Source organism: Paraburkholderia sp. Cpub6, assembly GCF_014201065.1.
In the GTDB taxonomy this organism is placed as follows: Bacteria; Pseudomonadota; Gammaproteobacteria; order Burkholderiales; family Burkholderiaceae; genus Paraburkholderia; species Paraburkholderia tuberum.
This window is the reverse complement of record NZ_JACHDM010000036.1, coordinates 41,386-55,466: the sequence shown is the minus strand read 5'-3', so window position 1 is coordinate 55,466 and position 14,081 is coordinate 41,386. Positions and strand designations below refer to the sequence as shown.

Sequence of the window (14,081 nt, the reverse complement as noted above, 5' to 3'; positions counted from 1 at the left end):
GAAATGAGCGTCGATTCGATTCGTTATCCAGAAAATTTGACGCGTCTTGATCTGCAAGCCGATCCGACAGTTCATTAATCAGCGTTTCCCTAGCGCGGTTCTAGCGAACCTGCCACCAGCGCGGCAACAGGCGCCGCACTTCCGGCCTCCGAAAGCGGTCGTCGATCAGATGCACGACGCCGCGGTCCTCTTCGGTGCGGATCACGCGCCCCGCCGCCTGCACGACTTTCTGCAAACCCGGATACAGGTACATGTAGTCGTAGCCATTGCCGAAGCGCGCATCGAGCGCGCGGCGCATCTGCTCGTTGACGTCGTTGATCTGCGGCAGACCGAGCGTCGCGACGAACGCGCCGATCAGTTGCTGCCCGGTCAGATCGACACCCTCCGAAAACGCGCCGCCGAGCACCGCGAAGCCGATGCCCTGATTCATCGTCCTGAAGCGCGCGAGAAACGCATCGCGCGCGGCTTCGTCCATGCCGGGTTCCTGCGCCCACACCGGCAAGCCGGGGTGCCGCTCGCGCAGCAGCGCGACCACGCGTTGCAGATAGTCGAAACTGCTCAGGAACCCCAGATAATTGCCGGGCTGGGAGTCGTACTGCTTCGCGATCAGCTCCACGATCGGCGCGAGCGAGCGTTCGCGGTCACGCCAGCGCGTCGACACATGAGCGGCCACGTGCACCTGCAACTGCTCCGCGCGAAACGGTCCCTCGACGTCGAGCCATTGCGTGTCCTCGGCTAGCCCAAGTGTGTCGCGATAGAAATGCTGCGGATTCAGCGTGCCGGAGAACATTACCGTGGTACGCGCGGCCGCATAGCGTGGCGCGAGGAACGGCGCGGGGATCACGTTGCGCACGCAGAGCGTCGCACTGGTTTTGTCGCGCGGCGCGTAGCGGTCGGCGCTCAATGTCACGTCGAACATCGAGTGCTCACCGAACTGCTCGGCGAGCGCGACGAAGTGCATCGCGTCGAAGAAAATGCGCAGCGCATGTTCGTCGATCGACAACGGCGCGTCGGCGAGCTGATCCGTTACCGCGCCGATCAGGTTCTGCGCGGCGGACAGCAATTTACCGGGCACCTCCGCATACACCTGATAGCTGGACGTCTGCGTGCGCTTCACCGCATTCCACTCGCGCTGCAAGCGTTCGAGCGGCTTCTTCAGCGCCGCCGGCGCGCTCTTGCGCGCGAGCCGGAACGCGCTTTGATCCAGCGACGCGGTATACATGCGCCGCGCGCGTTCGAGCAGGTTGTGCGCTTCGTCGACCAGCACGCCGACGCGCCACTGGTTGATCTGCGTGAGCGCATGCAGCATCGCGCTCCCGTCGTAGTAGTAGTTGTAATCGCCGACGATCACATCGGCCCAGCGCGCGAGCTCCTGCGACAGATAGTACGGACAGATATTGTGCGTGAGCGCAGCCTCGCGCACCGCCGCGCGATCGAGCCGTGGCGTCGCCAACGCGGCGGCGCGCGCCGCATCGAGACGGTCGTAAAAGCCGCGCGCGAGCGGACAGGACTCGCCGTTGCAGGCTTTGTCCGGATGCTCGCAGGCTTTGTCGCGCGCGACCAGTTCGAGCGTTCTGAGCGGCAACGGCGCGCTCTGGTGCAGCGAGTCGATCGCATCGAACGCGAGCGCGCGGCCTGGCGTCTTCGCGGTCAGAAAGAACACGCGATCGAGCCGGTCTTCGCCACAGGCTTTCAGCAACGGAAAAATCGTCGCCAGCGTCTTACCGATACCGGTCGGCGCCTGCGCCATCAACGGCTTGCCGTCGCGTGCCGCGCGATACACGGCCACCGCGAGCTCGCGCTGCCCGCGCCGAAACCGCCCATACGGAAACTGCAACGCGACGAGCGCCGCGTTGCGCGCGACGCGATGCGCGTCTTCCTGCACGGCCCAATCGAGAAATCGTTCACACTGGTCGACGAAGAAGATTTCGAGTTCGCGCGCGCTGTGCTGCTGCGTCAGCACGGTTTCCTTCTGACTGCCGATATCGAAGTACACGAGCGCGATCGTCAGCTCGCCGAGCCCGCGCGCCCGGCACAGCAGATGCCCATACACGAGTGCCTGCGCCCAATGCAGCACGCGATGATTCGCGGGCATACGCGCGAGATCGCCGCGATACGTCTTCACTTCTTCGAGCCGGTTCGCGATTCCGTCGTAGCCGTCCGCGCGGCCACGCACGGTCAGACTGCGATGCGTGCCCGTCAGCGTGAGTTCGGTTTCGTAGCCGCTCGCGCGACGGCCGGCGACCATCTGATGACCCGCGATGCCTTCGAGCGAAGTCGGCGCGGGCGTGAAGCGCAGATCGAGATCGCCGCGCCGGGCGGTGAATTCGCACATCGCGCGGACGGCCACCACGTAGCTCATACGACGCGCTCCGCTGCGGCTTGCGTCGTGGCGTCCGCTTCGCTCTGCGCCTCTTGCCCGGCCCAGCGCACGTCGACGACGCGCACCGGCATGCCGTGCTGCGCGCAGTACTCGAGCCAGCGGATCTGGTTGTCCTGCAGACGATCGCCGGGGCCTTTCACCTCGATCAGTTCATAGCGACGCTCGGCCGGCCAGAACCGGATCAGGTCGGGCAAGCCCGAACGATTGCCGCGAATGTCGCGCAGCAAGCGCTCGAAGCACAGCTTCAGATGCGCGGCGGGCAGACAGTCGAGCGCGAGCGCGATGAGGTCGGGCGTCAGCAGTCCCCAGAACACGAACGGCGACTGCATGCCGGCCTTGTCGTGCAGATGCCGCAGAATCGTGTCGCGATAGACGCCGCTATCGAGCTGCGCGAAGCACGCGGCGAACTGCGTGGCGCGACGCGCGTGAAAGTCCGGCGCGTGCAGATCGGCCGGTCCGCGTTGGAACGGATGAAAAAACGCGCCGGGCAACGCCGTGAACACCGGCTCCCAGCACAGCAGGCCGAACAGCGAATTGATCAGCGCGTTCTCGACGTAGTGCACCGGCGCGGCGTCGCTGCTCAAATGATCGCGCACCAGGTACTCGACGGCCACCGGCGTATCAGGCTTCGGCAGCACCAGCGTGCCGCGCTCCACAGGCCTCGCCGCTGGCGCGCGCGGCACCGGCTCGCCGCACTTGCGCCGCAAGCGCGGCAACATCCGGGCGACGCGCTGCGCCTCTTCTTCGCTCTCAGGCGCGGCATCGGCCTGCGAGGCCAGCGCCAGCGCTTCGCCGTAACGCTCGCTGCGCTCGAGCACGCGCATGCGTCGAAGACGCGTGCCGGGCCAGGCGCACGCGTCGTACACCGCGAGCGCGGTGTCCCACTGCCCGCGCCGCTCGCAATCCTGGCCGATCCGGAACAGCAGTTTCGCGCGACGCGTTTCGAGCCACGGATTCGCGGTGCCGATCGAGCGGACGGTCGCGATCAGTTCGTGAAGGTTGGGGGTGTCGGTGCCGACCGGTAGCCATTCGAGCGCTTCGCGGCACGCGTGCAGCGCGAGATAAACGTCGACGTCCGCGCGTTGCTGGAACGCGCGCGACAAAGGCCCGAACGCGACCTTCTCGTACTGGAACACGCCAAGATCGGCGAGCACGAACTCCGACCAGTCCTGATGCAGATTGCCGAAGAACATCAGGCGCAAGCGATCGCACAACGGCGCGATCGCGACGTGCAGCACGCGGTCCGTAGAAGCGTCGTGCCAGGCGGCGAGCGGACGTGATGTGCACGCTTGCGCGTCGCCGCTTGCGGTTTCATGAAACTCGCGCAGCGTTTCGAGCAGATCCGGTTTGCGCAAAGCCTTTGCGCCGGGAATCCGCGCGATCGCGTCCGAGAAGATGTCCAGCAATTGCGCACGCGTGCTGAGCGCAAACAGGTCGTCGAGAGACAGGGCCGGCTCGGTGTCGATCCAGCGATGCACCGTCATCGGCATCGCCGCCTGCAACGGACAGCCGATTTCGTCGTAAGCCAGGCGGCTCGCGCGGAACAGCATGCCTTTGCGCATCAGCATGCGCACCAGCAGCGCACGCGATGCCTGCGGCAACGTCGCGAAAGTTTCCAGAAAAGCGTGCTCTTCGTCGTCGAGCAGATGGTCGTAACGCGCGGCGAGCCACGCAAGCGCGCGCTCGAAATTCAGCAGGTAGTAAGGGGCTTCAGAGCGGATCTCTGAGCGAGCATCGGTTGCCACGGACTTTGTACGGGACCTGTATGTTTATACAGTGATGATAGCAAAGTCCGGCGCTGCAACCGCCTCGCATCAGCCCGCGAGCCACACGACCGTCAGCGAGCGCACGCCCTGCGCGCCGCGAATCAGTACGCCCTCGATATCGGCGGTGGCCGAAGGGCCGGTAACCAGCGCCGCGTAGCGCGCCCTGCGGAAATCGTCGCGACGATAGACGTCTTGCAGTCCATCGAGCAATTGCGCCGGATCGAGCAGCACGACCAGATGCTGAACGATGTAGCCCAATGCATTGACCACATATTCGCGCTCGCTAAACCACACCGAGCCGGTTTCGGCGACGCCAAAGCGCGCACGGACCAAACCGACGTCGACGTCCTGCAGCGATGCGGGGTCCGTATCCGCGCCGATCACGCGCGTGCCCGGCACTTCGGCGCTCGCCGATGCGATCGATGCCGCCGCGCCAAAACGCTCGCGGATCAGCTCGCTGACGTCGCTCGCGCTGGCCGCTTCGACGCAAGTGCCGCCCATCGTTTGCAACGCCGCGGTGAAGCGCGCCCGCAGATCGCCGCCAACCGCTTCGAACAGCGGCACGTCGGGACGCGGCCGCGCGGCCGGTTGCGCGGCGCGCACCTTGGCGAGAAAAGCCTCACGCGTTGTCATCGCCGCCTCCGCGATTCTTTTTGTACCAGGCATGAAAAGTCATCTTCGGCGCTTCCGGCAATTCGCGCTGCCGGCCCCAGATATTCAGAGGGTTGTACAGCACGAAATTCGGCAGCCGCCGCAACGCGCTGCCCATCGACGACACCGTCGCGCGATACAAGGTCGGACTCGATAGCAGACGCCCCGCCATCTTCAGGACCTCCTGCTTCACGAACGGCACTTCGTGCTGCTCGGCGATCACCGCGCGCCATTTATAGATCTGCTCGTGAATGTTGATCTTCACCGGACACACATTCGTGCAACTGCCATTGAGTGTCGATGCGAACGGCAACGCGCTATAGCGTTTCAGATCGAACGTCGGATTGATGATCGCGCCGATCGGCCCCGAATAGGTGCCGCCATACGACAGGCCGCCGCTGCGTCGATAGACCGGACACGTATTCATGCACGCGCCGCAGCGTATGCATTTGAGCGAGTACCAGAAGTCCTCCATCGCGAGCCGTTCGGAGCGGCCATGATCGACGAGGATGAAATGCATCTCGGTGCCCGGCCGCGGCGCACGAAAATGCGACGTGTACTGCGTGATCGGCGAACCCAATGCGCTGCGCGACAGCATGCGCACGAACACGCCGAGATCCGACACCTTCGGTATCAGCTTCTCGATTCCGATCGATGCGATATGCAGCGGCGGCACGTTCGCCGAAAGATCGGCATTGCCTTCGTTCGTGCAGACGACGACCGTGCCCGTTTCCGCCACCGCGAAATTGCAGCCGGTCATGCCAGCCGTTTTCTCGCGCACGAAATACGGCCGCGTATTCATGCGCTGGCTTTCGGCCAGATAGTGGATGTCGCTATTGCCCGGATCGGTGCCGATGGTCCGGCCGAACAGCTCGGCCACGTCCGCGCGCAGCTTGTGCACGGCCGGCACGACCATATGACTCGGGTCCTGATGATCGAGCTGCTGGATGCGCTCGCCGAGGTCCGTTTCCATTACGGTAATGCCGCGCGGTTCGAGATACTCGCGCATCCGGCATTCGTCGGTCAGCATCGACTTGCTCTTCACGAGCGTCGTCATGCCGCGCTCGGACATCAGCTTGTGGACGATCGCGTTGTGCTCTTCCGCGCTCGCTGCCCAATGCACAACCACGCCATTGGCCTCGGCCGCCGCCGCGAACTGCTCCAGGTAGTCGGCCAGATGCGACAGCGTGTGTTCCTTGATGCCCGACGCCAGCGAGCGCAACGTTTCCCATTCGGCAATGCCGTGCGCCTGCGCGTCGCGCTTCTCGCGCAGGTCCCACAGACGCTTGTCGTGAAACGCGACATGCTCGGTCTTGCTGATGAAAGAACCCGCGGCTTTGGCGTGATCGATGCGGTGATGGTCGCCGCTCATGCGCGTGCTCCATTGAGAACCTGCGCGATATGAATGAAGCGCGCGTCGGCCTTCATGCGTTCCGCGCAACCCTGCTGGTGCATCAGGCACGACATGTCGCCCGAAACGATGTACTCGGCGCCCGCATCCAGATGGTCGCGCACCTTGTCCTGCCCCATGCGCACCGACACCGCCTCTTCGGTGACCGAGAACGTGCCGCCAAAACCGCAACATTCGTCGGGCCTCGCCGGCTTGACGAACTCGATGCCCTTCACGCCTTCGAGCAACGCGCGCGGCTTCGAAAACGGCGTGCCGGCGATTTCCGACGCCGACGCCTGCTTCAGATGACGCAGCGCGCTGCAACTGGTGTGTAGACCGACGCGATGCGGAAACTCGGCCCACGGAAATTCGCGCGCGCCGATCACGTCGTGCAGAAACTCGACCAGTTCGTAAGCGCCTGCGCGTACTTTCTTCACTTCGTCGGTCTGCTCGAGCGCGGTCAGATGTTCGCGCACGTGATGAATGCAACTCGCGGACGGCCCGACGATGTAGTCGTAACCCGCGAAGTTGCGCGCGAATAGTCGCTCCGTGGCGGCGGCGTCCGCATGCGCGCCGCTATTGGCCATCGGCTGGCCGCAGCAGGTCTGCTGCGGCGGATAGTCGACCTCGATGCCGAAACGTTCGAGCAGTTCGAGCGTCGCGATACCGACCTCGGGATAGAACGCGTCGATAAAGCACGGGATAAACAGCGCGACTTTCATAGGCTCTTCAGGAAAAGCGGCGGGAACGATGTCTGTTGACCGGTGTGGCCTGTCTGGCCGTCTTGGTCATGTTGGTCTGACCAAGACTATAAAAAAGTCCGTTGGCGGTGTCAATTCGGACGGCGCGGGCCTTGAAATCAGGGAATCAGGAAATCACCGCGGCCGACGGCTTCGTCGCATCGTCCTTGTAAATCTCTCGCACGAACGCCAGATGCCGCTCGGCGGCCTTGCGTGCCTTGGGCGCATCGCCTGCGACGACCGCGTCGTAAATCGCCTGGTGCTGGCTCATCAACTGCTTTTCCATCGCGTCGTCGTAATCGATCAACCGATGATACTGGCGCATGCCCTCGCGAATCAGCGCATGAATGCCGTGCATCACATGCGCCAGCGCGACATTGTGCGTGGAGTCGGCGATCGCGAGATGAAACGCGGCATCGAGTTCGGCGAGATTCGCGCGATCGCGCGAGAGCGACGCGGCCTTCAACGCCTCGAACGCCGCGCGGATTTTCTTCAGATCGGTGGCGGTTGCGCGCTGCGCGGCATAGACCGTCGAAATCGCTTCGAGCCCCTGGCGCAACTCCAGAATGTCGGCGCTGGCGCGCGGATTCCGCAGCAACAGTTCGGCAAGCGGCTTCGAGATGATGGGCGCGGTCACGTCGACCACCGTGAAACCGCCACGCCCCGACGTTTCGATGTAACCGTCCGCCTCCAGCCGGATCAGCGCCTCGCGCAGCGATGGTCGCGACACGCCGAGCTGCGCCGCGAGATCGCGCTCGGCCGGCAGACGGTCGCCGGGCATCAGCGCGCCCTCCGAGATCAACTGCTTGATCTGGTCGGACACCACGTCGGAAATGCGCTTGCGCGCGAAGGACGGAATCGGGGTGAATGGCATAAGCGGCGAACGATGAAGCCGGTTGACAGAGCGCGCGGCTACTCCACGGTGCTGGGAATTATACCGTTCGACACCATGCGACGATTCGCCGATCTTAACGCGGCTGCTCCGTATAAAAGCTCACGAGGTCACGCTTCATCGCGTGCAGCGCGGCATCGTCGAGATACACCATATGACCGGTCGGATAGTAGGCGCTGCGCACGTTCTCGCGCAGCGACCGATCGAGGCCGAGATGCGCGAGCGCATATTCGGTCGCATAAAACGGCGTGGCGAGATCGAAGTAGCCGTTCAGCGATAACACCCGCAACTGCGGATTCTGCCGCATCGCTTCGGCCAGATCGCCGCCCGCGTAGGGCAGCTCCAGCCGTTCGCCCCACCATTCGCGATGTTTCCAGTCCCATTGCTTCAACGCGTCGTCGCTGAACACCAGGTAACGGTCGGTTGGCGTGTAGTGCAGGTCGTCCGACAGATGCTGATGAAGCGCCGCATTGAACGCATTCGACACGCTGCTCACCGACGCATCGAAGTCCGGATCCTCCGATGCATCGTCGTAGTTCAGGCCTTCGAAACGCGCATCGTAGCGGCCCACGCTGCGCGACTCGTTGCGCAGCAACTCGTTTCGAAAACGCGACGGATAAAGACGCAGACGGTTACGCTTCACGAACCCCACGTCCAATCCGGTGAAGTACGCGATGCGCGCGGCGATCGCGTCGCGCTGATCGTCGGGCAGCGCATCGCCCTGTTCGAGCGCCTGCGCATAGGGTCCACGGGCGAACGCGCGTGCTTCGTCGAGAAAAGCCGGCAGGCTCGCGGGCTTCGGCGTGACCTTGTCGTGATACCACGCGATCGCCGCGAAACTCGGCAGATAGCTCTCGCTCCTGAAATCGTTGCCAGGCGCGAACGCCGCGGAATTGAGCACCGACGACAGCAGGATCACGCCGTTCAGCGCGATATTGTTCTGCCCCAACTGATAAGCGAGCATCGCGGCGCGCGCGGTGCCATACGATTCGCCGAGCAGGTACTTCGGCGAATTCCAGCGCTGATTCACCGTCAGATAACGGTCGATGAATTGCGCAAACGCACGGACGTCCTGATCGACGCCCCAGAAGTCCTTGCCCGTGCCATGCCCGACCGGTCTCGACAGGCCCGCGCCGACCGCGTCGATGAACACGAGGTCGCTGGTGTCGAGGAGGCTATCGGGGTTGTCGTCGAGCTTGTACGGTGCGGGCGGCGTGCTCGCGGGGCTCGCGGTGCGCACCCGTTTCGGGCCGACCGAGCCCATCATCAGGAATACGCTGCCGGCGCCTGGGCCGCCATTGAACAGAAAGGTGATCGGACGCGTCGCAGGCGTTCTGCTCGGCACCGTGTACGCGACATAGAACACGCTCGCGTTCGGCGCGCCGGTCTTGTCGTGCAGCAACAGATTGCCCGCGCTCGCCGTGTAGTCGAGCTTGCGGCCGTTCAGGCGAAGCGAATGCGTGGTGACGCTGGTGGTTTCGGGCGGCACGGGAATCGCGGGCGTCGAAGCCCTGTCGTTGCGAGGCGTTGCCGTCGCGTCGGCCGAGTCCGGTGCATTCGATGCAGCCTGCGTGTCGCCACGCGCCGCCGTCCGCTTGCGCGGCTCGCCGTTCGGGCGCGCCGTCATCGCGTGCGGCTCGCTCGATTCGCCGACCAGCGACGCGTTCGCCTCCGGTCCCTGGCGTGGTGCGATCGGCGCGAATGCGGCGGCGTCCGTGCTTCCCCCCGTTGCCGTACTTTCCGAGGTGCTCGACGCATCGGCCTGTTCGGCTGCCATGCACCGTTCGCCGAACGGCACCACACCAGCGACAGAAAGCGTCACCATCAGCGCCGCGGCCGGTAATCCGGCTGTCAGCAAGCGGCGCAATGAAGAAGAGAAGCGATGGATCATGAAGTTTTCCGCGGCGAGTCGAAACGCGCTGGAATCGGGCTAGCCGGGTTCGGGAGCACACCCGGCGCTCGATTCTTGACGCAAGTTTGCGCGGCGTCAACCGTCGGCGCCACCGCACGCCGAACATTACAAAGCGCTTTTTCCTCGACGTGGCGCAGACCTGCGCAGTCGTGGCAGAATCGACAGCGCCTTCGTCGCCTTGTCGAGAATACCCAATGGACCAACTGGTACTGGATGCATTCGACGCTGCCGCGCTGATCCCCGGCTTTCGCGCGCCGCAACTGCCGCACGAGCAGCCCGACCCCTCGACCCTCGCCGCCGCCGACCACGCGATGCGGCACTGGACTAGCACCGTCAGCGGCCCGCTGCCGCCCGGCTCCGACGTGCACCGGCAGGAAATGTGCCGCATGTTTCGCGAGACCTTCAATCCGTATCGCCCAGCCGTGCTCGCATGGCCGCAGCTCGAAGCCGCGACGCTCAAGCGCATCGTCGATCTGCCGATCTGGGACATCGCCGTGCAAACCGAAGGCAGGGCGCGCCTGCGCATGGCCGCCTACGCGGCCTCGCTCGACACCCCGGACCTGCGCGACGCACTTGCGCTGAACGCGTGGGAAGAGAACCGCCATAAGGAAGTGCTGTCGCGCATGGTGCATGCGTATGGCATCGCGCTCGCGAGCGAGCCGTCGTACGTCTATCCGAAAGACACGGAACGGGCTTACCTCGTGACCGGCTATAGCGAATGTATCGACAGCTTCTTCGCGTTCGGCCTGTTCGAGGTGGCGCGGCGCTCGGGCCTGTTCCCGCCGGCACTGACCGAGACATTCGAGCCGGTGATGCAGGAAGAGTGCCGCCATATTCTGCTGTTCGCGAACTGGGTCGCGTGGCATCGCGCGCAGCTTTCATGGTGGCAGCGCATCCGCTTCGAGCTCAAGGTGGCGGGCGTGTGGGCGTTTCTGGTGTGGGAGCGCATTGGGCTCGCACGTGCGATGGATGGTGAGGGCAACGTCCACGAGCACGATAACAACTTCACGGTAAACGGCGCGCAGTCGGTAACGGATGTCGATATCAGCGTGCCCGAATTGATGCAACTGTGTCTACAGGAGAATGAGCGGCGATTTGCTGGGTATGACCCACGGCTGTTGCGGCCCGAAACGATGCCGCGGCTGGTGCGCTTCGGCTTGAAATTCGTGCGCAGGAAAAAGTAAGCCGCGCCGAACGCACTGCCCAGCCACCTTCGGCTGGCCGTGGTGCCCACCGACCGGATCGTCGCAATCTACAACCCACCGCCCTCTCAGCCCCGCCCCCCTTCCACGAACCGCGCGATCCTCTCGCACGCCTCGATCAATCGATCCTCGCCCACCACCAGCCCCAACCTCACGAAGCCGTTCGCCGTCTCCCCGAACGCACTCGCGTCGAGCACGGCCACGCCTTGTGCGCGAAACAGCTGCCATGTGAACTCGGTCGTATCGAGCCCGGTCCCGCTGACGTCGACCATCATGAACATGCCCGCTTCGGGCAACAGGCACCGCAAGCCCGGCACACGATGCAAGCGCTCGAACACGACGTCGCGCCGCCGCCGGTAGATCTCGCGAATATCGGCGACGATCTCCGCCCTGTTCTCCAAAGCCGTCAACGCGGCCTGCTGGATGAAACCCGGCAGGCCGTACAGCATCGCGAGCGCGAGCCGCGCCATGTGCTCGATCAGCGTCGCGGGCCCGATTGTCCAGCCGACACGCCACCCCGCCATCGCATGCGACTTCGACAGGCTGCCGAGCGTGACCGTGCGCTCCGCCATGCCGGACAACGACGCAATGCTCACGTGATCGCGTTCGAACGTGAGTTCCGCATAGACCTCGTCGGACAGCACCCACAGGTCGTGCTCGCACGCGAGCCGCGCGATGCGTTCGAGATCGGCGCGCTGCATCACCACGCCGGTCGGGTTGCACGGCGTCGCGAAGAATATCGCCCTCGTGCGCGGCGTGATCGCCGCTTCGAGCGCGTCGCAGTCGACGTGAAACGCGCGCGCCGGATCGACCGGCACCGCGACGAGCGTCGCACCCGCCGCGCGCACGCAAGCCTCGTAGGTCAGGTACATCGGCTCGGGAACGATCACTTCGTCGCCCGCTTCGAGCAGGCACAGCGACACCGCGAACACGCCGTTTTGCGCGCCGGCGGTCAGCACCACGTTGGCGGCGCTCACGTCGCGGCCCGTCGTGCGCGCGTGCTCGGCGGCGATCGCGGCGCGCAGCGGCTCGCGACCGGCCATCGCCGTATAGTGCGTATCGCCGGCCCGCAACGCATCGATGGCGCGCTCGACGATCGGCGCGGGCGTCGAGAACTCGGGATCGCCGACGCTCAGCACGATCACGTCTTCTCCCCTGGCAGCCGCCTGCTGCGCGACCCGATGAATTTCCCACGCCGACGTGCGCCGCCCTTGCAGTCGCTCGACCAGATTCGAATACTTCATTGCGCTCACCCGTTGTAGTGCGATCCGTTCCGCCGATCTCTTTCCAATTGACCCGCCAATGTAAAGGCACGCCGGCGAAACGTCCAGATACGAAAAAGGGTCATGCGAGCGGATAACCTCGCATGACCCTGTGCGCAATGTACTGCTGTTTGAATGACTGTTTTGCTTCAAACCCCCGTTAAAACTTCGGCGCTTCAAAGCTGCCGGCGCAGTTCAGCCGGCGGCACCTTCATCAGATGCCGGTATTTCGCCACCGTGCGTCGCGCGACCAGCACGCCCTGATCCGCGAGCATCTTCGCCAGCGTCACGTCCGACAGTGGATCGCGCGTATTTTCCGCGGCGATCATCTCCTTGAGCAGCGCGCGCACCGCGGCGGCCGAGCAGGTTCCGCCGCTTTCGGTGCCGAGCTCGCGCGGGAAGAAATGCTTGAACTCGAAGATGCCGCGCGGCGTCGCCATATATTTGTTGCCCGTCGCGCGCGAGATCGTGGATTCGTGCAGGCCCAGCTCGTCAGCCACGTCACGCAGCACCATTGGCTTCAGCGCGATCTCGCCGTACAGGAAGAATGCCTTCTGATGCGCGACGATGCATTCGGCAACCCGCTGGATCGTATCGAAGCGCTGTTGCGCGTTGCGGATCAGCCAGCGCGCCTCCTGCAGCTGCTGCGCGAGCGGCGAACGGCTCGCGCCGGCCGACTGCGCGAACAGCTGCGCATACATGCGATGGATTCGCGCCCGCGGCTGCACCGCCGGATTGATCGACACGACCCACTTGTTGCGCACCTGACGCACGATCACGTCGGGCACGACGTAGTTATCCTCGGTGCGGCCGTAGCAATTGCCGGGCTTCGGATCGAGCTTGCGCACCAACGCGCAAGCCACACGCAATTCCTCCGCGCTGCAGCCGATCTGTTTTTGCAACTCGGCCTGCTCGCGGCGCGCGAGCCTTTCCAGATGATGCTCGGCGATCTGCCGCGCGACGTCACGTCCCGGCGTATTGGCGGGTAGCGCATTGATCTGCAGCGCGAGGCATTCCGATAGCGAACGCGCGCCGAGCCCCGGACGATCGAGCGCCTGCACGAGGCGCAACGCCACCAGCAGTTCTTCCTCGGTCAGCGTGGGTTCCAGATCGACGCTATCGGCCAGGTCGGCCAGCGACTGCCGCAGATAGCCGTCGTCGTCGAGCGCCTCGATGATGAAACGGGCCACCGCGCGATCGCGGTCGTCTAGCCGGTACAGGCGCAACGCGTCGTGCAACTGTTCGCGCAGCGTGGGTTGCGAGCGAGCCCAATCGGCCGGGTCGCTGCCGTCCGCGTCGCCGTTCTGGCGCATGGAGTTGCGCGAACCGTAGTCGCCGGAAAAATCGGCGGGCATGTCGTCCTGGCCCGCGCTTTCGAGCGTATCGCTACCGGCGCTTTCCGCCGGCAGTCCGTCCGGCTCGGCGGCGGCAAGCGTATCGATGGCGGGCGGCGCGTTGGCGTCTTCACCTTCGCCTGGCGTCGTGCCGGCGAGCGCGACGTCCTCCGCTTCGGATGAGTCGTATTCGAGGAACGGATTGGTATCGAGCGCCGTGCGCAATTCCTGCTGGAACTCGAGAGCCGACAATTGCAAGAGCCGCACCGACTGCTGAAGACGAGGCGTCAGTGCGAGAGACTGCCTTGTACGTAGTTCGATTGAAGGCATTGGAGTGATCCCGTTCGTTAGTAGCCTCAGACTCAACGAGCCGAGTTCACTGACCAACGCAACGTCCGTACCAGATCGCGCAAGACGCTGTTTTGATTGCGCTTTGTTTATTCAGGAGGATGAATTGCCCTGACCGGGCGCGCCGGTTTTTACAAACGGCAGGCAATTTCCGGTCCCTTTCTTCACCTCTCCGGCGGCCTCGCGCATGGCCGCGCCGCA

At 64.5% G+C, this 14,081-nt stretch carries 10 protein-coding genes; 1 reads left to right on the top strand and 9 read right to left on the bottom strand.

Annotated features, from left to right (window positions below):
• Nucleotides 1–100 precede the first annotated feature (100 nt).
• From HDG33_RS33670 to HDG33_RS33640, 7 genes are all read right to left on the bottom strand, one after another.
• Complete coding sequence (locus HDG33_RS33670; RefSeq protein ID WP_184039784.1) at nucleotides 101–2,362, bottom strand: ATP-dependent DNA helicase; 2,262 nt, start codon at nucleotides 2,360–2,362, stop codon at nucleotides 101–103.
• Nucleotides 2,359–4,128 carry a VRR-NUC domain-containing protein gene (locus tag HDG33_RS33665; protein ID WP_184039781.1) on the bottom strand — a complete coding sequence of 590 codons (1,770 nt, stop codon included), beginning with the start codon at nucleotides 4,126–4,128 and terminating at the stop codon, nucleotides 2,359–2,361. Before HDG33_RS33665 ends, HDG33_RS33670 begins: the two co-directional genes overlap by 4 nt.
• Nucleotides 4,129–4,197: 69 nt before the next feature.
• Nucleotides 4,198–4,782: an LUD domain-containing protein gene (locus tag HDG33_RS33660; RefSeq protein ID WP_184039778.1), complete on the bottom strand. Its 585-nt coding sequence runs from the start codon at nucleotides 4,780–4,782 to the stop codon at nucleotides 4,198–4,200.
• Nucleotides 4,769–6,172, bottom strand: coding sequence for a lactate utilization protein B (locus tag HDG33_RS33655; protein ID WP_184039775.1), 1,404 nt, complete (start codon nucleotides 6,170–6,172; stop codon nucleotides 4,769–4,771). The genes HDG33_RS33660 and HDG33_RS33655 overlap by 14 nt, the downstream gene beginning before the upstream one ends.
• Nucleotides 6,169–6,912, bottom strand: coding sequence for a (Fe-S)-binding protein (locus HDG33_RS33650; RefSeq protein ID WP_184039772.1), 744 nt, complete (start codon nucleotides 6,910–6,912; stop codon nucleotides 6,169–6,171). The genes HDG33_RS33655 and HDG33_RS33650 overlap by 4 nt, the downstream gene beginning before the upstream one ends.
• A gap of 145 nt (nucleotides 6,913–7,057) precedes the next feature.
• Nucleotides 7,058–7,804 (bottom strand): FadR/GntR family transcriptional regulator, encoded by a 747-nt coding sequence (locus HDG33_RS33645; RefSeq protein ID WP_184039770.1) that lies wholly within the window; start codon nucleotides 7,802–7,804, stop codon nucleotides 7,058–7,060.
• 94 nt (nucleotides 7,805–7,898) lie between these two features.
• Nucleotides 7,899–9,713: a S10 family peptidase gene (locus HDG33_RS33640; protein ID WP_184039768.1), complete on the bottom strand. Its 1,815-nt coding sequence runs from the start codon at nucleotides 9,711–9,713 to the stop codon at nucleotides 7,899–7,901.
• 215 nt (nucleotides 9,714–9,928) lie between these two features.
• Here HDG33_RS33640 and HDG33_RS33635 point away from each other — a divergent pair, with 215 nt between their 5' ends.
• Nucleotides 9,929–10,918 (top strand): ferritin-like domain-containing protein, encoded by a 990-nt coding sequence (locus HDG33_RS33635; protein WP_184039766.1) that lies wholly within the window; start codon nucleotides 9,929–9,931, stop codon nucleotides 10,916–10,918.
• An 86-nt stretch (nucleotides 10,919–11,004) separates the two neighbouring features.
• Here the strand turns inward: HDG33_RS33635 and HDG33_RS33630 are convergent, their stop codons facing one another.
• Together HDG33_RS33630 and HDG33_RS33625 are read right to left on the bottom strand one after the other, a co-directional pair.
• Entirely contained in the window at nucleotides 11,005–12,180 is a 1,176-nt protein-coding gene (locus HDG33_RS33630; RefSeq protein ID WP_184039764.1) for a pyridoxal phosphate-dependent aminotransferase, read from the bottom strand.
• A gap of 194 nt (nucleotides 12,181–12,374) precedes the next feature.
• Complete coding sequence (locus HDG33_RS33625) at nucleotides 12,375–13,862, bottom strand: RNA polymerase factor sigma-54 (protein ID WP_184039762.1); 1,488 nt, start codon at nucleotides 13,860–13,862, stop codon at nucleotides 12,375–12,377.
• Nucleotides 13,863–14,081: the final 219 nt, after the last annotated feature.